Origin of the sequence: Simiduia aestuariiviva (assembly GCF_014192475.1) — a bacterium.
Classification (GTDB): domain Bacteria; phylum Pseudomonadota; class Gammaproteobacteria; order Pseudomonadales; family Cellvibrionaceae; genus Simiduia; species Simiduia aestuariiviva.
The window spans coordinates 113,348-136,127 of record NZ_JACHXZ010000004.1; the positions used below are offsets into that span (position 1 = coordinate 113,348).

A 22,780-nucleotide genomic window follows, 5' to 3' on the forward strand; every position below is an offset into this window, starting at 1 on the left:
CCACCACGACACAACTTAGTTCGGAACCGTTAATTTGGCGCGTTCTGCGAGGACGCCGAGGCAAGGCGCAGTGGCCTTAAAAAAGCGCAGCGTACACATCGTACGTGAGCATTTTTTAAGGGCGCTGCAATGCCGCATCGGCTACGCAGCTAGGGTACAACAGTGCTCCGGCCTACCGCCTTTCTACACCCACCACGACACAACTTAGTTCGGAACCGTTAATTTGGCGCGTTCTGCGAGGACGCCGAGGCAAGGCGCAGTGGCCTTAAAAAAGCGCAGCGTACATATCGTACGTGAGCATTGTTTAAGGGCGCTGCAACGCCGCATCGGCTACGCAGCTAGCGCCAAGGGGTTAAGGGCCGTAGTCGGGCTGCTGCATATACTCCGGCGCAAGGTTTTCAAAGCGCGTGTACTTACCGACAAACGCCGCCTTACAAGTACCGATTTCACCGTTGCGCTGTTTGCCAATAATGAGTTCCGCCAAACCTTTATCGGGGCTGTCTTCGTTGTAGTACTCATCGCGATAGATGAACAGAATGACATCGGCGTCCTGCTCGATGGCGCCCGATTCACGCAAATCGGAATTCATAGGCCGCTTGTTGGGTCGCTGCTCGACGCCACGGTTTAGCTGAGACAGCGCAATCACGGGGCAATTAAATTCTTTGGCGATACCTTTTAACGAGCGCGAAATTTCAGAAATTTCCTGGGTTCGCCCTTCGTTGCTGCCGGCCACTTGCATGAGCTGCAGATAATCCACCATGACCATGCCCGGTAGACTTTGACGCTCTGCCTCTTCATTCGGCAAATCCGGATTGGCCTGCTGCAGCTTGGCCTGATGCTGTCGCACGACCCGTTTAATACGCGCGCGCACCTCTTGCGGTGTCAGCGCGGGCGTGTCGTCGATGTAGAGCGGCTTGTCTTTTAATTTGGCTACGGCGGAAGAAAGCTTGGGCCAATCCTCTTCGGTGAGCTTGCCGTTGCGCAGCTTGCCGGCGTCAATGCGCCCAAGGCTAGACAACATACGCATGATCAATGAGTTGGCGGGCATTTCCATGCTGAACACCAATGACGGCTTGGCCGAGGTGCTCAGCGCCGCCTCTACAAAGTTCAGTGCCAGCGCAGTTTTACCCATAGAGGGTCGCGCTGCCAGAATGATCAATTCGCCCGGCTGCCAACCCGCGGTGCGCTCGTTGAGCTCCTCTAGGCCGGTGGATAGCCCCGTTAGATCCGAGTCGGTGCGAAACAATTCATCAATGCGGGCAACGGCCGAATGCAGCAGGGTTTCCGCACCCACAAACCCGCCTTCCTTGGGGCGATCCTCGGCGATGGCGGCCACGCGCCGCTCGGCCATTTGCAACAGGTCATCGGAGTCGAGGCCCGCGGGGTTCAAGCTCGACTGGCTGATTTCATTGGCCGCGGTTATCAAATCGCGCAGTGTAGAGCGCTCGCGCACAATGCGCGCATAGGCCGCGATATTGGCGGCCGAGGGCGTGTTGTGGGCTAGGTCTAGTAGGTAGGCGTGACCGCCAACGCGCTCCAGCTCGCCGTTGCGCTCTAGCTCGTCGACCAAGGTGATGGCGTCGATGGGCTGCTCGGCCTCAACCAGACGCTGCATCATGGTAAAAATTTGGCGGTGATCGTCCCGGAAGAAATCATCGGGCCCAACCAGCTCTGCCACAGCATCGTACTTGGCCGCATCGCGCATCAAGCCACCCAGCACCGCCTGCTCTGCTTCCAGCGAGTGGGGCATCGTCATGACTTTAGAGGGTTCGGGCGATTCTGTCGGTTCGCGCTTGGGGCGGGGCTCGGCCATGCAAATTCTCGGTGCGACTGTCTGGATAGTTGGAATTAAGTGATACTGGAGTTTGCCTGATACCGGCGAAAAACAAAACGACCTAGGGCTAACTATCGCGCCAACAGGCCGGCTGAAAGCAAAACGGGCACTGTGCTGGCACTAACCTTAGTCAGTACAGCGCAGTGCCCGTTTGCGGCTTTGCAGCCAAAAGCGTGAGGCCTTGCGGCCCCGCTGCCGGTCACCCGGCAACCTAGACCTTATTCAGGTACTACAGACAGCTTAAGGGTCGCAGTCACGTCGGTGTGAACCTGAACGTCAATCTCGTACTCACCCACTTCACGCAGTGGACCTTCCGGCAGACGAACTTCAGATTTGTCCACTTCAACGCCAGCCGCGGTAGCCGCGTCAGCGATGTCACGGGTGCCAATAGAACCGAACAACTTACCTTCGTCGCCAGCGTTGGCTTCGATAGTGATTGCCAGTTCGTTAACTTTGGCAGCGCGTGCTTCAGCTTCAGCCAGCTTGGCAGCGGCAGCAGCTTCTAATTCGGCGCGACGAGCTTCGAACTCAGCGACGTTAGACGCAGTTGCCATGATTGCTTTACCCTGCGGCAGCAGGAAGTTGCGGCCATAACCAGACTTAACAACAACTTTGTCGCCAATTTTGCCCAGCTTGCCAACTTTTTCGAGCAGAATAACTTCCATCTCGGTTTTCCTCTAAATTTGCAATTCGATTGCATCAATCGCTTGAAGGCGGATGCACATTCAAACGATTACGTAAATTTAACCACGTGTCGGCCAGTCCCAGTAACACGATGGCCATACTCAACGGCTCAATTAAAAAGAGCCCGAGATACAGCATCACCAACCAGCCGATTCCCTTTTTACGTGCATGCACTACGGCATGAACCAACGCGATACCTGCGAGCAACAATGGCAGCGAGAAAACGCTGACCCAAGCCTGATAGCCCACTGGCTGCAGCAGACAATAGGTCGCAGCAGCCATGCATACCAAGGCCTGTGCTGGCGCTAAGCGAAGTTGGTGCAACTCCTGACGAAATCCGCCGGGGTTATACAACTTCGCCTGAGCCCAGCGGGCCAACAGGAGGCTACCCAAACCGCTTAACGCGATCACGTAGGCCACCAAGCCCAGAACAAACGTGCTGTCTGGGTTTGCAATCGCCGCGCCCTCTGGCGCATTCGACTGCAGATCTCGCAACATGTTACCCAGCGCTTCGGTCAAGCTTTGCACCGGGTTCGGCAATACCACTGCCAGCAACCCGGCACCAGCCACCGCCAGCGCCACTAACCCGGTTAAGGTGCGCGACCACGAAACCGTGATTCGCAACACTTGGGCCGCAGCAAACACGACCACCAACCCGATTAGGGTAACAAAGGGCATTAACGGCCCCATTTCGCTCAAACCCTGACCGGAAAGCATCAGGGTAAACAATGCGGGCAACATGGCCCACACCAGGGTTAGGGTGCCTTCAAAGGCGCCCTTGCGCAGGCTCACGAGGCCAACCACGGCCGGACTGACCAGTGGAAACCAACTGCCGATTAACGCTACGGTTGCCGCCTGAAGGCGGCCACGCATAATGAATTCCAGCAGTGCCTGCACGCTTAAAAGTCTTACTCGTGGCTGTCGGTGTAAGGCAGCAGGGCCAGAACGCGCGCGCGCTTGATCGCGGTTGCCAACTGACGCTGGTATTTAGCCTTGGTACCGGTAATACGGCTTGGAACAATCTTGCCGGTTTCTGAAACGTAGGCTTTCAGAGTTTCCAGATCTTTATAGTCGATCTGCTTAACGCCTTCGGCGCTGAAACGGCAGAACTTACGACGACGGAAAAAACGTGCCATGGTGGAACTCCTTATTCGTCAGTGCTGTCTTCGTCAGCGTCGGAACTATCGTCGCTGTCGTTTGATTCATCCGCATCATTGCGCGTGTCGCGGCGAGTGTCTGGACGGTGCTTGCGCTCGCGACCTTCTTTCTCGGCTTTCATGATGGGGGATTCTTCGGTGATAGCTTCGTCCTGACGGATCACCAAGTTACGCAGAACGGCGTCGTTGTAACGGAAGTTGGTGTTCAGTTCTTCCAAAGCAGCTTCACTGCACTCGATGTTCATCAGAACATAGTGTGCTTTGTGAATCTTGTTGATGGAGTAGGCCAGCTGGCGACGACCCCAGTCTTCCAAACGATGCACCTGACCGCCATCTTGAGTGATGGTAGCGGTGTAGCGCTCGATCATACCGGGCACCTGCTCGCTCTGGTCCGGATGTACCAGAAAAACGATTTCGTAATGACGCATTTATAGCTCCTTACGGGTTACGCCTCCCACATAATTGCGGTGAGGCAAGGAGGGCTGAACAAAATCCAGCCAGTTTTAGGGCCGCGCATTGTATGCGAGGCCGTGAATTGATGCAAGTTTGATCAATGGCGTCGGCCGACGCCCCAGATTGCGGTTAACCGCCCTGTCGCTGCCGGACCGCCTCAAACAGGCAGACGCCGGTGGCCACCGACACGTTCAGACTAGATACCTCGCCCGCCATGGGTATGCTGATCAGCCCATCACAGGTTTCGCGCGTCAGGCGCCGCAGGCCATCGCCCTCGGCGCCCATCACTATCCCCAGCGGGCCCTTTAAATCTGCCTGATAGAGGCTGACTGTGGCCTCGCCGGCGGCACCCTGGAACCAAACACCCGCATCGCGCAGCTTATTGAGGGTGCGCGCGAGGTTAGTCACGGGTACCAAAGGCAGCACTTCGGCCGCGCCACAGGCCACTTTGCGAGCCACGCCGGTGAGGCTGGCAGAGTTGTCCTTGGGCACGATCACAGCGTGCACGCCCGCCGCTTCGGCACTGCGCAGGCAAGCGCCCAAGTTGTGCGGATCGGTGACGCCGTCGAGCACCAACAAAAAGGCGGGCTCATCCAAGCGCTCAACGAGCCTTAGCAAAAACGCTTCATCGTGCACTTCTCCGGGGTCGCACTCCGCCACCACACCCTGGTGATTGCCGTCCACCAAGGCATCGAGCTTGGCGCGACTCCAGCGCTCAAGGCTAATGCCCTCGCGCTCGGCAAAACTCACCACCTTTTGCAGTTTTTGGTCGTCGCGGCCGGTCAATAACATCAGCTTGCGAATGCGCTGGGGCGCACTTTTTAACAGGGCCTGCACTGAGTGCAGGCCGTATATCAACTCAGTTTTCATTTTTTAGTTCGCGATTTTGCCGGAGCTTTTGCCGATTTCGACGCGGGCTTTGCGCCGGGCTTGGCCGCACTGCGGCTCGGCTTGCGCTTGCGGCTGGGTTTTTCAGCCTTTGCCTTAGTCGCCTTGGTCGCGGCGCCCGCCGCCTTGCCGCCCGGCTTCGATTTGCCGGCGCCAGCAGCTTTGCCTGAACGCTTTTCGGTGCGACCGCGACCGGCTTTTTTGCCGTCCTGACGCCCGTCCTTGGCCGCCTTTTTAGCGGGGCTCGCCTTGCGTTTGTTCAACACTTGAACCAACTCAAAGTCGACCTTGCGCTCGTCTAAATCGACGCGCACCACTTTCACTTCCAACTCGTCACCCAGCTGGAACACTTGGCGCGAGCGCTCACCCACCAAGCGATGGTGTGCGGCGTCGTGGTGGTAGTAATCGTGCGGCAAGCTAGTGACGTGTACCAAGCCGTCGGTGTACAGCTCTTTGAGCTCCACAAATAGACCGAAACCGGTAACGCCACTGATAACGCCTTCAAAATTTTCACCCACGCGATCGAGCAAGTACTCGCACTTAAGCCAACTCATGACTTCGCGGGTGGCCTCATCGGCGCGTCGCTCATTCAGCGAACACCCCTCGCCCAACACCAACAGATCATCGAGGTTATAGGGATAAATACGGGGCTTGGGTAACGTGCCCGCGCCCTTCACTCGCTGCACCTGCGACGACTCCTGCGTGGAGCGGATCACCGAGCGAATCGCGCGGTGCACTAAAAGGTCGGGATAGCGGCGTATGGGCGACGTAAAGTGCGCGTAAGCCGTATAGCCCAAGCCAAAGTGGCCCAAGTTTTCCGGTTGATACACGGCCTGGCTCAGGCTGCGCAACATTACCATCTGGATCACGTGCGCATCGGGTCGCCCTTCAATGGCCTGCAAAACCGACTGGTAATCGGCCGGCGTGGGCGTGCCAACGCCGGGCAAGTTCAAGCCCAGCTCACCTAAAAACTCGCGTAGGTTCTCGAGTTTTTGATCGGCTGGGCCTTTGTGCACGCGGTACAAACCCGGAATTTTATGCTTTTCCAAAAACCGCGCGGCGCACACATTGGCCGCCAGCATGCACTCTTCGATGACCTTGTGTGCGTCGTTGCGCACCACTGGCACGATGCGCTCGATCTTGCGGTCCTTGTTGAACAGAATACGGGTTTCCACTGTTTCGAAATCGATGGCGCCGCGCTCGTCGCGGGCTTTGCGCAGGGCCAAATACAGCTTGTGCAGCTCGCGAATTTGCGGCATGCGCTCGCCCAAGTCACCCAGCTCTTCGCGCTTGCGGCCCAACAAGGTGTCGACAATTTTGCGCCTCGTAGAGCGCTCATCCACATCGGCATTGAGGGCATCGCCTACCTGGCTGTAGGTCAAGCGCGCGTGTGAATGCATGACCGCTTCATAAAACTTATAGCCACTGATTTTGCCGGCGCTGGAGATAGTCATCTCGCACACCATGCACAAGCGATCTACCTGCGGGTTCAGCGAACACAATCCGTTGGACAACGCCTCTGGCAACATCGGCACTACGTAATCGGGAAAGTACACCGACGTGCTGCGCACCACGGCTTCTTTATCGAGGGCCGAGCCAACGGTGACGTAATGGGATACGTCCGCGATCGCCACATACAAGCGCCAACCGCCGGACTTTTTCGGCTCGCAGTAAACCGCGTCGTCAAAATCGCGCGCATCTTCGCCGTCAATCGTGACAAAGGGCAAATGGCGCACATCAACGCGCGCCTGTTTATCCTGCTCTTGTACTTCCGGTGGGATCGCTTCTGCCTCAGCGCGCACAGAGCCCGGCCACATGTGCGGAATGCCGTGGGCGCGAATAGCGACGTCGATCTCCATGCCGGGCGCCATATGGTTGCCAAGCACTTCGATAACGCGCCCCTGTGGGTTTTTTCGGCCCGGCTGGCAGGTGATCTCTACCACCACCACCTGACCGTCAACGGCCTTGGCCAAATCCTCGGGTGCCACCAAAATATCGTGCAAAATACGGGCGTTTTCGGGGCGCACATACGCCACACCTTGATCGTAAATCAACCGCCCCACCACCTGATGGGTGTTGTGCGCAATCACCTCGACAATCACACCCTCGGTGCGGCCGCGGTTGTCGGTGCCACTAATGCGCACCAGCACTTCATCGCCATCGAACACTTTGCGCATTTGGCGGTTGTATAAATAGATGTCTTCTCCGCCGTCGGCGGGAATTAAAAACCCATAGCCATCTTTATGGCACTGCACCCGCCCGCGAATGAGGTCTACCTTGTTGATCACGGCATAACCGCCCTTGCGGTTGCTGATCAGCTGGCCATCGCGCTCCATAGCGATCAAGCGGCGACGCAGCGCTTCGCGATCATCATCGGAGGTCAGACTCAGGGCAAAGGCCAGCTCGTCTTGGGTTTGCGGGCCCTTGGCGTTGTTCAGTAGCTCGGCGATGTACTCGCGGCTGGGGATGGGATTTTCGTACTTTTCAGCCTCACGGCGGGCGAAGGGGTCTTGCTTAGTGGATCGTTTCTTGGTCAATACTCTTTCCTTTATATGGATGTAGCAACAGGCTACAGGTGCGCACTATACCTGATGGGCGCCTAAGCACCAGTAAAGTTAGCCGCTTTTGCGGGGTTTTTCCTGCCCCACTGATTGACAAGGATATACCAGATCCTTATAGTGCGCGCCTCAGCTTTTAGCTGATATGCCCAGATGGTGAAATTGGTAGACGACGTGCAGGATGCACAAGTGTCTCGCGAGGCAGGAGCCGATAGAGACCACGCGTAGCGTGACGGAGCCAGGGCACAAACTGCGTTAAATAGGCCGCAGTATAATCTCGTCATATTTGCCCAGATGGTGAAATTGGTAGACACGCTAGCTTCAGGTGCTAGTGCTCTTACGGGCGTGGAGGTTCAAGTCCTCTTCTGGGCACCATACATAATGAACCCGCTCATTGAGCGGGTTTTTTTATGCCCAGGGACTTCCGGCTGGCTGATAAAACGCCAGCGCGAACCTCGGTTCAAAGCAGCGCTTTGAAGTCACCGAGAACCGCCCTCTTCTGGGCACCATATTTGATGAAAGAAGGCTCTGATCTTAGGATCAGGGCCTTCTTTCGTTATGGGCCCACGGGTCGCTCACGGCATCCTGCCTGTCGCACCACTTTTCGTGGAGACCTATGCCCTCATACTATTATCGTGGGTGTCTTTTTATTAACGAATCCATGCTTGATAGTTTCTGGGAGCTTGTTCATTTTCTTTTTATACGAAAAGAAAACGAACCAAAAGAAACGTACCCCGGCTACGCGCCCTATCGGGTTCGCTCGCTCCAGTCGAATTTTAGGGGTCGCGAAAACAGGCTCCTGCCTGATCGTCGCTCAATTGGGCGCCCATGCACAATTGCCCCCTAAAACCCGACCTCCGCTCACCGCTGCGCAAGGGGCCCCAAGAGCGGACTTCGTAGCAAAGTACGTACGATATTTCTAGCGATGCATTAAAACGCAGAGCACATTAACGCCGCTGTAAGTTGCGACTTTGTTGTGAAATATTTTGTGGTAGCGTAGCGTTAAACCACAAAAGCTGGAACGAAAAAACTGTCAACTTGACAGCCTTTTTATGCGCACCAGCCCTGACCTTCGATAAACAGCATATGCTCCCCATCCGACACCGCAAAACATTATAGCAAATAGAACAAAGCTGCTATTAATGATATTAAATCTGGCTAGCATGCTTAATGCTACGAGCAGACCTAGACCCATTACTAGCACGAGCTTCATCTTACTATTTAGAACTGGGTAATTCTTATAAACAGACAAATGATAAATAAGACAAGCAATACAAACTACTGAAACAAAGATTAAACCTATCAGCTCATTTGAAGATTTTGATAGCTCTATAAAAGGGAAAAGTACACCTGCTGGGGATATAATTTTATGCCCTCTAAACCCAGCTTCTTCCCAAAAGATATTATATATATGATTTATATCTACCTCTGATTCAGTAGATAAAATTACCCAGCGAGGAATAACCCATACTACCGCTAGAATAGCGCCAGCAATTAGGATAAACATTCCTAAACCGAAAATTACTTCAATCATGACCTATAAACGCATAACGAGGCTGTAGAAAAACGCTTTTAAGATTCACTTATCCACAGCCCCTTTTAATTGATTTCACCGATCATAGAACAATCAGATCCACTTTACATAATCTTTTCTTATGCGTACTTTTTGCGTGAGAAACAAGATTTCTGTGGATAATCCATCCGGCCTCAATAAGGACACCCACTCCAAAAACATTCTCAAACACCTCTACGGCGACAAAACTCCCCCCAACCACTATCTACAAAAGACCACTGCCCCCAGCACTTCGCCAGCCTCAAGGAAGTGGTGTGAGCGACTCAAGGCAGGGAGGTATTGATGGAGCGGCGAAGTGTTGGGGGCAGTGGGTGCCTGCGCGATATTCTTTCGTATTAATGGACAGCCACTCTAATGCTTACGGCATTCTGCCTCTCACTCCAATAGTCCCTGGGGTCTACGACCGCCCACTATTATTGTGTTTGCATTTTCTATTAACTTGCTAGCAGCGCCAGCTGAAAATCAGCTGGCACCACAAGAACGTCAATACGCCATACCTATACTTACGCGCTCAGAAAGGAATCTACTCTTCGACCAAGGTAAAGTACTCGTCGAATTCCAATTCACTTGGGCGCGTTTGCGGGTTTTCGGTTTCAATACCCCCATAGAGGAAACTTCCGTCGCGATAGATAATGCTGCGCAGAACGGGTTCCCAACTGTCCTCAATTGACTCCCAGACCAATTCCATATCTATTTGATGGGCGTTAAGTCCGCTATCCGTCACGACCTGAGCACCAAAGACAACACTATAGGTGGCAGAAAAGAGATAGCTAGCGCCGCCCGTACAGGAACTGTTGCTGGGCTCATAGATATATACGTCGATATCAACATTGGTCGCACCTTCGTCGTAGCGCTGTTCACTGCGTTGATACGTATCTTCTTCCGTGTCGGGGTGCCCTGCTTCAACCAAATTACACGTTGACCGCCAAAAGGTGCCGGAAAGGCTGAACACATCCGTAGAGGCAGAACTCACCACATGCACCGTTCGCGTAACCTCAGCGGTATTTCCGGCGAGGTCCATGGCACGATAGGTCACCGTATAAACATCGACAACGCTCGTATCTACCACACCAGAAATATCTACAGCAACTTCACCGTCACGGTCATCGAAGGCCTCGGCACCCTGCTCTTCATAGACACCACCCAGTGCGATCGTTAAAGAATCAGGGCCGTTAAGGGAAATTGCGGGCGGTGTAGTGTCTATAGATTGAACAACATCTACAATTCGGGTCTTTGAGCTGGTGTTATTGGCTGCGTCAGATGCGGCATAAGTAAGTGTGTACCTGCCTACAGTTGCGGTATCCACCACACCAGAAATCGTGACAGGCACACTTCCGTCGACATCGTCGTTAGCGCTTGCGCCCGGCTCGAGGTAGGTATCGCCCACGCTGAGCGTCATCGAGCTATCGCCGACGAGCGAAATAACAGGCGCAACAGAATCTACGGACGTATCAGGTAATTCATCAGGTGTTGTAGCGCCACCTCCACATGCCACAAGCACCACCAAAACACATAAGCTAAATAGCCATTTCAATCCATTTGCCACAGCCTCAACACACTGCATTACGCGCATAAACTAACCTCCTTTTGTTTAGGGGGCGCAATCTAGCACGTGTATCAATTAATTCAGGAACAAAAGGTCGGGCAGGTTAACGTTTTTTTAGAAATGGAGAGCCGATCACAATTCACCCAAAATAGTAAAAAGGTATGAAGCGGAGACAGAATACCGGGGACAGCCACTCTGATAGATAGCCACGCTAATAGATACTGAAGACTGCCTACTCGATTAACGCTCGTAGCCTTCAATGAAAGTATTCAGCGAATACGAATAAGAGAAATTAGTTTCGGACACTGCAGACACACAAAAAAGCCACCGCTGCTTTATCAAACAACGGTGGCTTTGGTTAGCACTTAAAAAATTAGCGCGTGGCGGCTATCCATTCATCGACGCGGCGTTCGAGAATGGGGACGGGCAGTGCGCCGCCACCTAAGATGACATCATGAAAATTGCGGATATCGAATTTATCGCCCAGTTCTGTTTTCGCTTTTTCACGCAGCTCCAGAATTTTCAGCATGCCGATTTTGTAGGCCGTAGCTTGGCCGGGCCATACGATGTAGCGGCGCACTTCCGAGCGCACGGCGGTTTCTGGAATGGCGGAGTTTTCCAGGAAGTAGGCCACTGCCTGCTCTTCAGTCCAGCCCTTCGCGTGCAAGCCAGTGTCTACCACCAAGCGAATTGCGCGCCACATTTCCGCAGTTAAATGCCCGAACAAGCGGTAGGGGTCTTCGAAAGCGCCCATTTCTTTGGCAAGTTTTTCTGAGTAGAGCGCCCAACCTTCAGAATACACAACGAAGTTCGCTTGCGTTCGAAACTGTGGGATGTCCGTGCGCTCTTGCGCGATGGAAATCTGCATGTGGTGGCCGGGATTGCCTTCGTGATAGGCGACGGTTTCCATATCGGCAATGGAATAGGCATTCATGTCCGCCAAGTGGGCGTAGTAAACACCGGGACGCGAACCATCGGGCGTACCGGGGAAGTAGTGCTGCGCACCACCCGGTTGCTCGCGAAAGGCCTCAACGCGTTTCACCACCAAATCCGCTTTTGGCAATATGCCAAAGTATTGCGGCAGCTTAGCTTTGATGTCATCCAGAAATGCGGTTGAGTCATCTAGGTAAGCTTGTCGCCCCTCATCTGTATTGGGGTAGTAAAATTGGGGATCTTCACGCAAAAATTTAAAGAATGCTTGCAGATCGCCATCGAACTTCATCTCGGTTTTGATGGCCTCCATTTCTGCGCGAATACGGGCCACTTCTTTCAAACCGAGCTGATGAATATCTTCAGCGGTCATGGGCGTTGTGGTCATTTTCGTTAATTGTACTTGATAGAACGCCTCGCCATCGGGCAGGCTGCTGGCGCCATGTGGCTCCGCACTCACATTCGCCATGTCCGCTTTAAGCCACGCTATGAGCGTTGAGTAGCTTGGGCCAAATGCCTCCAGCAACGCTTTTTTGGCACTGGCCTGCAGTTGCTCCGCTTGCGCTTGGGTGATTTTTTCTTCGGCTAGCAGAGCATCTATTTTGGACTTTGCATTGGCCCACAGGGGGGCATCGCCATTGGATTTATCAAAGGGAGCACCGGTGATCAATTTAGTGGCTTGATCAATGGCGCCTTCTGTGGCGAAGCGCGGCGGGCGAATATTCATTTCTGCAGCCACTTGCGCGTGTGCCAACAGCTGATCGATGGCACGCGCCACACCACTGATGCGCGCGATGTAGGCTTCCATGTCAGAAATATTTTCCACTTTATGGAAGTTCATTAAAAAGTTGGGCAATCGAGATTGCAGGCCGCCCATTTGTTCAAAGATATAGCGGTGGCGCTTGAACGGATCGAACTGCACAGTCTGCTCGTATTCAAACAGCCAAAGGTCGTAGGAACTCTTGCCTTCGTTGGTCAGTGCCGCGCGATCAAATTTCGCTTGCATAGCTTCAACGCTGGCCTTTTTCCAAGCCATTTGACGGGCGTAAGCTTCATCGCTTAGGTCATCAATTTGATCGTAGAGGTCTTTTCGGCCCAAAAAGCTGAGTTGAATAGGACTGAACTGTAGCTGCTCTTCGTATTGCGCATCGAGCCAATCATTTAAGCGCTTGGTTTCCTGCTCTGCCGCCTCAACGTTAACGTGAGCCTGGGCCGCTGGCGCTTGAACACTGGTTTGATTGGGTTGCTTGCTATCGCAGGCGCTTAAGGCCGCTGCAGCAATGACGAGGGGGAGTAACGTGCGCTGAAATGACATAGGAACTCTCTTATTAGTTGTTAGGTTCAGCGGGGATTATGGCGTGATAGTCGCCCCCAACTCAAGCGGGCCCAGGGATACCGCGGCCAACCGAGGGTATATTGCGCCAATTCATGGCCCATAACGCAAACAAAAACCCGAACAGGGCCATTCAGTTATCGTTCATGTTCACAGCGCTATAAATGCATTTCCTTCCAACCGATATAGGGCACAACACATGAAAGCGATAACTCTTTTTGCCACGGCCTTGCTGGCTGCAGGTCTTGCTCAAAATACGCTGGCCGATAACGATTCTGGATTTTACCTGGGCGGGTCTCTGGGCAATGCCAAGATCGCATTCGAAGATGCCGATGGCGGCGTGAACGACACTAAAACGGGCTATAAAGTTTTCGGTGGCTACAATTTCGATTTGGTGCCCATGGTAGATCTGGGCATCGAAACCAGCTACGTGGATTTGGGCACCATGAACGGCAACATAATGGGCGAATCCTTCGCCTTTTCTAACAGTGCCTGGCAAGCGCACCTCGTTGGCGGTATCGATGTAGGGCCGGTGGGTTTATTTGCGAAAGCGGGCGTCAGTCAATGGGAAACGAAACTCTCCAGCGATGTTTTTTCCGGCTCCACCACAGGTTCCGATCCGGCCTACGGCATTGGTGCGAAATTTCAGGCGGGCCCCATTCAATTGCGCGCTGAGTTCGAACGCATAAATCTCGATGATGCGGATTTGGATTTCTACAGCCTAGGCGCTGCTTTTACCTTCTAACTATGTGCAAGAATGATTCCGCACTATGAATATTAAAATGACGAACGGCACGGCAACGAGAGGGATTATCTAGAGACAAAAAAGGCGCCCATAAATAGGCGCCTTTTTTGTTTCTTAACGACTCAAAAACCTATCAATCAAACATGTCGGGTTGCTCGGCCGTGATAACACTAAACAGGGGTGAAAATTGAAACTGCCCTGCCAGTGCACTGCCCACCGTTTCATAAGTTTTGCGCGCCACTTCGGGGGCAATCAATTTCGGAGTACCAGCTGCCTCTGCCAATAGCTGAGCCTGACAGCTGCGTTCAAGGGTGATGTACCACCAGGCGGCGGCCTCTACCGTTTCGCCCACGGTGATCAACCCGTGGTTCTGTAAGATAGCGGCCTTTTTATCGCCCAAGGCCTTGGCAATGCGCTCGCCCTCCTCCATCTCCAGTGCCACGCCACCGAAGTCATCATACAACGCGTGGTCCTCGAAAAAGGCACAGGCATCTTGGGTAATGGGATCGAGCAGCCGCCCCAGACTCGACCAGGCCTTGCCGTGCACCGAATGCGCGTGCGCCGCGGCAACAACATCTGGACGCGCCGCATGAACGTGCGAATGAATAGTAAAGGCGGCACCATTTAAAAATCCGTTGCCCTCCACCACTTCGCCCTTGTGGTTGACCAACAACAACTGCGACATCCGAATTTGTTTGAAGGACACACCCATGGGGTTTACCCAAAAGTGATCGCTGTGTTCTGGATCTCGCACCGTAATATGGCCCGCGACCCCTTCATCGAATCCGAACTTGCCAAACAAACGAAACGCAGCAGTCAGTTGGCGCTTGCGATGCAATCGCTCATCGGCAATAGAGCGCGCCTCTGGCGTTAGCGCTGACTCATCGGCATTCATCACAACAGTGTTGGCATCTTTCATATTCGACCCCGCGTTTTCCAAGGATTAACTCATGCGCTTACAGTACAACGCTAGGCGCTCGCTTTTAATTTGGACACAAAACTAACTGACAATAGTAGCACCGAGCCCGCGATAAGCCCCACCAGCAAATTGAAAAATACGCTGAATACGGCGCTAAACGGCAACGCGAGTGCTTCAAATCCGTGGTGCAATACCGGCAGGCCGTGCACAAGAATGCCGCCACCCACTAGAACCATGGCAGCTGTTCCCACAACTGACAACCCCTTCATCAACCAAGGGCAAAACGCCAAGACGCCTGCGCCAAATGATCGCCCCCAGCGCACCGCGAGGGTGTCGCCCGGACGCTGCATTAAGTACAAGCCCATGTCATCTAATTTCACAATGAAGGCCACTAAACCATAAACACCAATGGTCATGGCCGCAGCAATAGTACTCACCACCAGCACCTGCGTCATGAACTCCGCCTTACTGACCGTACCCAGCGCGATGACAATGATTTCAGCGGATAAAATAAAATCTGTGCGTATCGCCCCTTTTATCTTTTCTTTCTCAATCACTTTTAAGCTGACTGACGGGTCTATTAATGCATCGTGTAGCACGCGCTTGTTTTCCGCAACCGCTTGCTTGTGGGCGAAGCTATGCCAAATTTTCTCCACCCCTTCATAACAGAGATACAGGCCGCCGAGCATCAACAAGGGCGTAATCAACCACGGCAAAAATGCGCTGATCGCCAAAGCCGCTGGCACCAATAAAAATTTATTGATCATCGAACCTTTGGCCACGGCCCACACCACTGGCAGCTCGCGCTCAGCGCGCACACCGCTCACTTGTTGCGCGTTGAGCGCCAAGTCATCGCCCAATACACCCGCAGTCTTCTTTGCTGCCAGCTTTGTCATCACCGCCACGTCGTCTAAAACGGTGGCGATGTCATCTAATAAAACCAGTAAACTTGCACTTGGCATTTTTCGTCCTTATTTATTGTTAATGGGTAGCGAGTTAATCTAAATGGCTAGAGTTGCGCTTGCAGCTCAGCGCGCCGGGCCTGTTCTTGTTGGTGATCTTTGGCAACCAACACATACACCGAAGGCAAGACAAACAGCGTTAACACGGTGCCAATGGCCATGCCAAACACCAGCACTAAACCAATGGCAATGCGCGCACCCGCGCCCGGCCCGTCAGCGAAAATCAGCGGCATGTGGCCCGCCACGGTGGCGATGCTGGTCATCAGTACGGGGCGCAAGCGCACCACTGCGGCCTGATGCACCGCCTCAAGCTTGCTCTTGCCCTCCTCTTGTAATCGATTGGCAAATTCCACCACCAAAATGCCGTTGCGGGCAATCAGGCCCATCAATGTGACGAGCCCCACTTGTGAATAGATGTTCAAGGTCGTGCTGAAACTGTCCGTAAAAAACGGCAGGGGCATCGGCATTTTGATAAAAGTGAATATTAAGGCGCCGAATACGGCTAGCGGCACGGAGCCCGCTAAAATCACCACCGGATCGCGAAAGCTATTGTACTGCGCCGCCAACACTAAAAAGATCATGGTTAACGCCAATAGAAAAGCCGGCAGAAAGGTATTGCCCTCACGCTTTAACTGGCGGGATTCACCGGTGTAATCGATTGAATAGCCTTGAGGCAAAATTTTTGCCGCTTCTTGCTCCAAGAAAGCCAAGGCCTCGCCTAGCGGCAGGTGGGTGTCGCCACTGAGTTTTACCGCGTTGCGTTGCTGCATGCGGTGAATGGTGCGCGGCGCCGTGCTGTGCGATAAGGTCGCCACCTGATCGAGACGAATTAACTCCCCTTTTGGTCCAGAGATGTACAACTCCTGTAAATCATCGGGCGTAAGGCGCGCAGTGCGTTTTACCTGCGGAATGACCTTATAACTCTGGCCCGCCATATTAAAGCGATTCACATAACCGCCACCCAACAAGGTGCCCAGATCTTGCGTTACGGTTTGTAGGTCAAGGCCGAGATCAGCCACTTTTTCGCGATCGATATTTAACAGATAGTCGGGCTGATCGACTTTCATGTCGAGCATGGTGAAATTGAATTTGCCGCTATTGTTTGCCACTTCCTGTAGCTGTAGAGCGTAGTCATAAATATCTTTGGCTGGGGCCGTACCCGCCACCACAAACTCCACGGGGAAGTTGCCGCCACCCGGCAGTGACGGCGGAGTGATGGGAAAAATGCGCACGCCCGGAATCGCGCCCAATTTTTCCTGCAACTCTGGCTGTATTTCAAACACGCTGCGCTCGCGCTCTTCCCAGGGCTTGGTCACCAGGCCGGAAAAGCCACCCGTGGGAAACGTAAGTTGAAACGTAAAATCTGTTTCCGGCACTGCCATAAATATATCGTTCACAGCGGCGGCATAGAAAGACGCTTGATCCACAGTGGCGTTGGCGGGCGACTCTACTATACCAAAGATCACCCCCTGATCTTCTAGCGGCGCCAGCTCCTTTGCGGAAAAAAGATAAAGGGGAAAACACAGTAGCGCGATACCCACCCAGACAATGTAAATAGCAGGGCGATGACGCAAGGTTTGCGCGAGTCGGCCACTGTAATAGGTTTGAAAACGATCAAATATTTTGCCCAGCGGCGCATTTAACGTGCGATGGGGTTTGAGCATGCGCGAACCCAACATGGGCGACAGAGTAATAGCCACGATGGCAGAAATTGTGACTGCGCCGGCGAGGGTAATAGCAAATTCGCGGAACAAGGTGCCCGTTAATCCGCCCTGCAAACCAATGGGGAGGTAGACCGACACCAAGGTGACCGTCATGGCCAAAATTGGCCCCGCCAGTTCCCGCGCGGCGATGATGGATGCCGCGAAGGGCGGCTTGCCCGCTTGGATGTGGCGCTCAATATTTTCCACCATCACAATGGCGTCATCCACCACCAGGCCCACACTCAACACGATTGACAGCAGCGTCAACAGGTTCAGCGAAAAGCCGAACAGCTGCATGATAAATAGCGCGCCGATGAGCGACAATGGAATTGCCACCACGGGAATCAACACCGAGCGACTGAAACCCAAAAATAAAAATATGACCACCACGATAATTAACAGGGTTTCTGTCAGGGTGGTTAGCACCTCGGTGATGGACGCGTCTATATACTTGGTGGCATCGTAGGCCACCACTGCGCTCAAGCCCGTGGGCAATTCTTTTTGTATGGCCGCCATTTCCGCATTAACGCGCTGCATAACCGACAGCGAATTTGCGTTGGGTGCGACCCACACGCCCAAAAATACTGCGGTCTCGCCCGAGAAGCGCACTTCGGTGTTGTAATCCTCCGCGCCCAACTGCACATCGGCCAAATCGCGCAGCCGTATGGTGCCCGAATCCGTTTGGCGAACCACAATGTTTTCGAAATCTTCAACGCTGTTTAAGTCGGTATCTGCGCGCAAATTAACTTGGGTATAGCTGCCCCTCGTTTGCCCGATGGCGGCCTGCACATTGTTGCGTTGCAAAGCTTGACGCACCTCCAAGGGCGTCACTTGTAGCGCTGCCAGGCGATCGTGTTTAATCCAAATGCGCATGGCAAACACGCGACCACCCAAGGCCTCAGCCTTTTGCACTCCACTAATTGCCGTTAAGCGCGGTTGGACCGAGCGCGTCAGAAAATCGGTGATTTGATTTTGATCTAGGATTTCAGAGTTGAAACTTAAATAGGCCGCGGCAAATTCACTGTCTGCCGCCTCAATGGTGATACTTGGCACTTCCGCTTCCGGCGGCAAATCGCCGCGCACCTGATTGACCTTGGCATTAATTTCCGTCATGGCGCGCAGCGGATCATAGTTCAACCGCAAATGCGCGCGAATAGTTGATCGATTCATGGCGCTTTCAGAATCGATATAGTCGATGCCCTCGGCGGAAGCGATGGCCCGCTCGATGGGCGTGGTGATAAAGCCGCGCACCAACTCTGCACTGGCACCCACATAGACGGTGTTAATGGTAATGCGCGCCACATCGCTGCGCGGAAACTGGCGCACAGAGAGGGAATTTCCCGCCTGAAAACCGGCCAGTAAAATCAGCAGGCAGATAACAATGGCGATTACCGGCCGCTGAATAAATATATCGGTAAATTTCATAATTCGTTAACGGTCTGCCGGTGTTGGAGTGAGACTTAGCGGCGGTGTGGGCGTATCGCTAATGGCAATGGCCGCACCGTTCATCAACTTAAATGCGCCCGCTTCAACAATCTGCTGGCCCAGCGTTAGCCCACTGACAATGGCCACGTAATCGCCTCGCGCACGCCCTAGTTTCACAAACTGTTGGCGCGCAATGGTTTGCCCTTTGTCGTCAGTGTCGACCACAAAAACGGTATCGCCGTAGGGCGCGTAGATTATCGCTGTACTGGGTATGGCTAACACTGGCTGCGGGTCGGCCAAGGTGACTCGCGCGGACACTGCCATACCGGGAATCAGTGCGCCGTCGCGATTGTCTATGGACGACTGCACCACGGTACTGCGCGTCACTGGATCTATTTCTACACCGATGGCGGTAATAATGCCGGTGAATTCACGCTCTGATCCGTCGCCGGCAGTCACTTGCACCGGCAGGCCATTGTGAAATTTTGACAGCCAAAATTGCGGCACCGGAATATTCACGCGCACTCTCTGTGTCGCCTGCAAAGAAACCACGGGGGTTCCCACCTGCAGGTCTTGGCCAGGGTCAACCAGACGCAAACCTAAACGACCTGCAAAGGGCGCGCGCAATTGCTTCTTCGCGAGTGTCGCCTGCAAATTTTCTAATTCACCGCGAGCCGACAACATCTGTTGCTCCCCGGTATCTAACTCACTCTGTGATGCGGTGTTATTGCTGCGCAACGTCTTCAAGCGCTCAAACGTAGACAACGCCAAGTTGTAGCGGGCTTGAGCAGCACTCAATTGGGCGCGCTCGTTGCTGGACTCCTGCTCAAGCAACAGTTTTCCCGCCGGCACAACCTCGCCGGCGTCGAACGCAATGCGCGCCACCTTGCCCTGGACTTCTGCGGCAATGGTAATGCCTTCATCGGCTTCGACGGTGCCAATGGCGTCAAATTCATTGGGCCAATCTTGAGCCTCGACCCGCATCACGCTCACCGACTCCGGCGGCATGGCAAATAGCGCCCCCGCCGAACCCATGGCGCCAAACTGGGAAAACTTAATGCCCGCAATCGACAGAGTGAGGACGGCTAGGCCAGCTAGCGCAAAACCAATGGATTTAAATTGGGACATACTATTTTTCGCGTGAATAAATGAAAAAACTCAATGATGGCGCAATGTTTTGTGACCGCCGCCCGCGGGTATCGCGCCATGCTTACATCAACATATCGATCGGCATCATACACTTTTCTGCCGCAACGAACCCGCCGCGCGGCAACCGTGTGGCTGGTGTGCTGGCTGTTCACCGCCGCCCGATTGCGCACCAGACGCAACCGAAAATCGGGGCCGAGGCCCCGAGCAAAAGAATAGAACGGCGCTCAACTCGCTAGAGCCCCTGTGCCATTTTAGCCTTGCGCACCAGCTGCACAAACTCTGTGCGGTAGCCATAGGGGTCCGCGCCCTTGCTGGCCTGCGCCAGCGCCAGCGCATCGTCGTAACTCCAATCACCGGTGTATTTGCCACCCTTCAACAGTTGCGCGAAACCCGCCACCGCAGTGGCAAAATCGGTTTCTCGCTGAACCCACGCCGCCACCCGCGTGCGCGCATTGATTGTGTTTACCGGGGGCACTGGTTGCTCTAACAGGCGCGACTCAGCGGCGCCAGGCAACTTGTAACGCAGTTTAACAAAGGCATATTCACTATTGAGCAAGTTTCCTTGGTCGGGACCCGCTTCGACTTCAGTCACCGCATTTTTTGGGGTGTAGCGCGGCGAATCAATCAATGCCTTGCCCCCAAGCGGCGTGAATTCGTAGATGGCCGTGACCGAGTGGCCCGCACCAATGTCACCCGCGTCCACTTTGTCATTGTTGAAATCTTCGCGCGCGAGTGCGCGGGTTTCATAGCCAATCAGTCGGTATTCCTGCACCGTGTTGGGGTTAAACTCCACCTGAATTTTTACATCTTGCGCAATCGGAAACAGATTGCGCGTGGCCTCTGTCACCAATACTTTTTGCGCCTCACTCAAGGTGTCGATATAGGCGGCTACGCCATTGCCATTTTGCGCCAAGGTCTGCATGAGGTGGTCGTGGTAGTTGCCCTGACCAAAGCCCAGTACCGACAGGTAGATGCCCTTGTTCCGTTCGCGCTCCACAAAGCCCTTCAGCTCTTCGCGGTTGGTAATGCCCACATTAAAATCGCCGTCGGTAGCGAGTATCACGCGATTTACCGCGCCCTGCTCAAAGTTTGCCGCCGCCAACTGGTATGCCAACTTGATGCCCTGGGCGCCGGCAGTTGAGCCACCCGCGCTCAATTGATTCAACGCGGTTAGAATTTTCTGTTTGTCTTTGGCGGCAGTGGGTTCCAAAACTGTGCCAGCGGCACCGGCATACACGGCGATGGCCACCGTGTCATCTGGCTGCAACTGCGACAACAGCAATTCCATAGACTGCTTCACCAAGGGCAATTTGTCAGGCGCGTTCATCGAGCCAGACACATCCAGCAAAAACACTAAATTAGTTTTTGGCTTCTGGGCCGCACTCAGCTGATAACCTTTAATGCCGATGTGCATCAACTTATTGCCCGCCGTCCAAGGTGAATCACTCACGATGACATTGGTGCTGAACGGTGTGTCTTTGGTGCTGGGTAACGGGTAGTCGTAATCGAAATAATTCACCAACTCCTCTACCCGCACGGCATCCTTTTGCGGCAGCACGCCTTGATTGAGTTGTCGGCGCACAAAACTATAGGACGCGGTATCAACGTCAATTGAAAAGGTGGATACCGGGCTGTCAACAACCCGCTTTACCGGGTTTTCATCTACGTGCTCAAAATCATCGCGCCCCTGCGGCTGACTGGGAATCTCGATGAAGCTATCACTGGCAACCACACTGGCCGCCGGCAGCTGCTGCGCCACCGGCGATGCCGGTTTCTCTTTCCCTTTCCCTTTCTCTTTAGCTAGAGCAAGCCGCGCGCCGGTGACGATCACCTCCTCGGTCGGTGTGTAATCTGCTTCAGATTCCGCCAGCTCTAACGCTTCTTTTTTTGCGAGCCTGCGCTCGCCGTTCAATTGCGGTACTTGCGCGCCATCTAGCTCCGGTGCCACCACAGTGTGTTGCATCTGCTGGGCCACCATGACGGTCAATACCGCCACGCTGGCCGCCGCGATACCACTGTATAACCACTTGCGCTGAAAGAGTTCCATAATGCTGTGTCCTAGGGTTGTTAATGTCCCCGTTGGACGCCAGCGCTGCCAAAATCCTTGGTGCGATTCGGTATTTTTTTTCTGAACTCGGTCAAACTCCATGAGCGCGGCGTCGATGGCGCGGGCCTTGGCGCCCGCATCCACGGGCGTGTCTTGGGCATCGGCGAGCGCGCGCGTGAGCGCTGCGTCGGCTGCGTTCTGCTTATCGGTCATGGGCCACTCCCCGAATCCTGTTGCCACTGTGCAATGCGTTTACGCACCTCGTGAATGCGCCAGGACACTGTGCTTTCTTTTACATTCAAAATGTCGGCGGCCTCTTTGTGGCTGAGCCCCTGGCCCAACACCAACAACACCGCCTCTTTAAAGCCTTCACCCAGCTGCGCAATCCAGGCCAAGACCGACTGTAAAAACATGAGGGTTTCCACCGACCCCTGAGCGGTCTGCTGCGCCAGCGCCTGTTCGGCACTTTCGCCGTGCAAGCGCTCACGCTGGTGGCGCCCCTGCGCCTGCTGCCAATCTTTCGCGCAATTGATCACCAAGCGATAGAGCCAAGTATGAAACGCCGACTCAAAACGGAACTGCCCCAAATTTTGCGCCAGTTTAATGCACGCTTGCTGGGCGACATCCTCTGCATCTTCGCGCACGCCACACCAGGTGAGAGCGAAGCGAAACACCACCGCATACTGCTCATCCACCAGCCGCGCGAAGGCCTGCCGGTCGCCGGCTTGGGCGCTTTCGATCAATTCGCGGCTGGGTGCGGTCACGCGCTCTTTCCTGTGCTTTACGGGTTAGACGGCCAGCATCGGCATTTCCTTGGCGCGCCGGCGCTACTCAAGCGGTCTCTGGCTGCGTAGAATGCCACCTTTTTGCCGTC

Annotated in this window: 17 protein-coding genes and 1 tRNA gene; 2 read left to right on the forward strand and 16 right to left on the reverse strand. The window is 54.1% G+C overall.

Features of this window, described 5'->3' with window-relative positions; genetic code table 11:
• Positions 1-352 precede the first annotated feature (352 nt).
• From dnaB to rnr, 7 genes are all read right to left on the reverse strand, one after another.
• Complete coding sequence (gene dnaB, locus FHS30_RS13655; RefSeq protein WP_183911072.1) at positions 353-1,813, reverse strand: replicative DNA helicase; 1,461 nt, start codon at positions 1,811-1,813, stop codon at positions 353-355.
• Positions 1,814-2,052: 239 nt separating this feature from the next.
• Positions 2,053-2,499 (reverse strand): 50S ribosomal protein L9, encoded by a 447-nt coding sequence (gene rplI / locus FHS30_RS13660; RefSeq protein WP_183911073.1) that lies wholly within the window; start codon positions 2,497-2,499, stop codon positions 2,053-2,055.
• Positions 2,500-2,533: 34 nt separating this feature from the next.
• On the reverse strand, positions 2,534-3,391 hold the full coding sequence (locus FHS30_RS13665) for a hypothetical protein (RefSeq protein WP_183911074.1): 858 nt from the start codon (positions 3,389-3,391) through the stop codon (positions 2,534-2,536).
• A 35-nt stretch (positions 3,392-3,426) separates the two neighbouring features.
• Positions 3,427-3,654 (reverse strand): 30S ribosomal protein S18, encoded by a 228-nt coding sequence (rpsR, locus tag FHS30_RS13670; protein WP_183911075.1) that lies wholly within the window; start codon positions 3,652-3,654, stop codon positions 3,427-3,429.
• An 11-nt stretch (positions 3,655-3,665) separates the two neighbouring features.
• Positions 3,666-4,103, reverse strand: coding sequence for a 30S ribosomal protein S6 (gene rpsF, locus FHS30_RS13675; protein ID WP_183911076.1), 438 nt, complete (start codon positions 4,101-4,103; stop codon positions 3,666-3,668).
• Between the two features lie 154 nt (positions 4,104-4,257).
• Positions 4,258-4,998, reverse strand: coding sequence for a 23S rRNA (guanosine(2251)-2'-O)-methyltransferase RlmB (gene rlmB / locus FHS30_RS13680; protein ID WP_183911077.1), 741 nt, complete (start codon positions 4,996-4,998; stop codon positions 4,258-4,260).
• Complete coding sequence (rnr, locus tag FHS30_RS13685; RefSeq protein WP_183911078.1) at positions 4,995-7,553, reverse strand: ribonuclease R; 2,559 nt, start codon at positions 7,551-7,553, stop codon at positions 4,995-4,997. The genes rlmB and rnr overlap by 4 nt, the downstream gene beginning before the upstream one ends.
• Before the next feature lie 309 nt (positions 7,554-7,862).
• On the opposite strand from rnr, the gene FHS30_RS13690 reads away from it, so the two are divergent.
• Positions 7,863-7,949 (forward strand) — tRNA-Leu (locus FHS30_RS13690).
• Between the two features lie 658 nt (positions 7,950-8,607).
• Here the strand turns inward: FHS30_RS13690 and FHS30_RS13695 are convergent.
• The 3 genes from FHS30_RS13695 to FHS30_RS13705 all read right to left on the reverse strand — a co-directional run bounded on the left by FHS30_RS13695 (position 8,608) and on the right by FHS30_RS13705 (position 12,938).
• Complete coding sequence (locus FHS30_RS13695; protein WP_183911079.1) at positions 8,608-9,108, reverse strand: hypothetical protein; 501 nt, start codon at positions 9,106-9,108, stop codon at positions 8,608-8,610.
• Positions 9,109-9,670: 562 nt separating this feature from the next.
• Positions 9,671-10,642, reverse strand: a complete 972-nt coding sequence (locus FHS30_RS13700; protein ID WP_183911080.1) for an immunoglobulin-like domain-containing protein — start codon at positions 10,640-10,642, stop codon at positions 9,671-9,673.
• 424 nt (positions 10,643-11,066) lie between these two features.
• On the reverse strand, positions 11,067-12,938 hold the full coding sequence (locus FHS30_RS13705) for a DUF885 domain-containing protein (protein WP_183911081.1): 1,872 nt from the start codon (positions 12,936-12,938) through the stop codon (positions 11,067-11,069).
• Between the two features lie 217 nt (positions 12,939-13,155).
• Here FHS30_RS13705 and FHS30_RS13710 point away from each other — a divergent pair, with 217 nt between their 5' ends.
• Entirely contained in the window at positions 13,156-13,701 is a 546-nt protein-coding gene (locus tag FHS30_RS13710) for an outer membrane beta-barrel protein (RefSeq protein WP_183911082.1), read from the forward strand.
• A 133-nt stretch (positions 13,702-13,834) separates the two neighbouring features.
• On the opposite strand, the gene FHS30_RS13715 is transcribed toward FHS30_RS13710, so the two are convergent.
• The 6 genes from FHS30_RS13715 to FHS30_RS13740 all read right to left on the reverse strand — a co-directional run bounded on the left by FHS30_RS13715 (position 13,835) and on the right by FHS30_RS13740 (position 22,670).
• On the reverse strand, positions 13,835-14,620 hold the full coding sequence (locus tag FHS30_RS13715; RefSeq protein WP_183911083.1) for a class II aldolase/adducin family protein: 786 nt from the start codon (positions 14,618-14,620) through the stop codon (positions 13,835-13,837).
• A 50-nt stretch (positions 14,621-14,670) separates the two neighbouring features.
• On the reverse strand, positions 14,671-15,582 hold the full coding sequence (locus FHS30_RS13720) for a DUF808 domain-containing protein (RefSeq protein WP_183911084.1): 912 nt from the start codon (positions 15,580-15,582) through the stop codon (positions 14,671-14,673).
• Positions 15,583-15,629: 47 nt separating this feature from the next.
• Complete coding sequence (locus tag FHS30_RS13725; protein WP_183911085.1) at positions 15,630-18,710, reverse strand: efflux RND transporter permease subunit; 3,081 nt, start codon at positions 18,708-18,710, stop codon at positions 15,630-15,632.
• Between the two features lie 6 nt (positions 18,711-18,716).
• Entirely contained in the window at positions 18,717-19,838 is a 1,122-nt protein-coding gene (locus FHS30_RS13730) for an efflux RND transporter periplasmic adaptor subunit (protein ID WP_183911086.1), read from the reverse strand.
• A gap of 253 nt (positions 19,839-20,091) precedes the next feature.
• Positions 20,092-22,119: a vWA domain-containing protein gene (locus FHS30_RS13735; RefSeq protein WP_183911087.1), complete on the reverse strand. Its 2,028-nt coding sequence runs from the start codon at positions 22,117-22,119 to the stop codon at positions 20,092-20,094.
• Positions 22,116-22,670, reverse strand: a complete 555-nt coding sequence (locus FHS30_RS13740) for a sigma-70 family RNA polymerase sigma factor (RefSeq protein ID WP_183911088.1) — start codon at positions 22,668-22,670, stop codon at positions 22,116-22,118. Before FHS30_RS13740 ends, FHS30_RS13735 begins: the two co-directional genes overlap by 4 nt.
• Positions 22,671-22,780 lie beyond the last annotated feature (110 nt).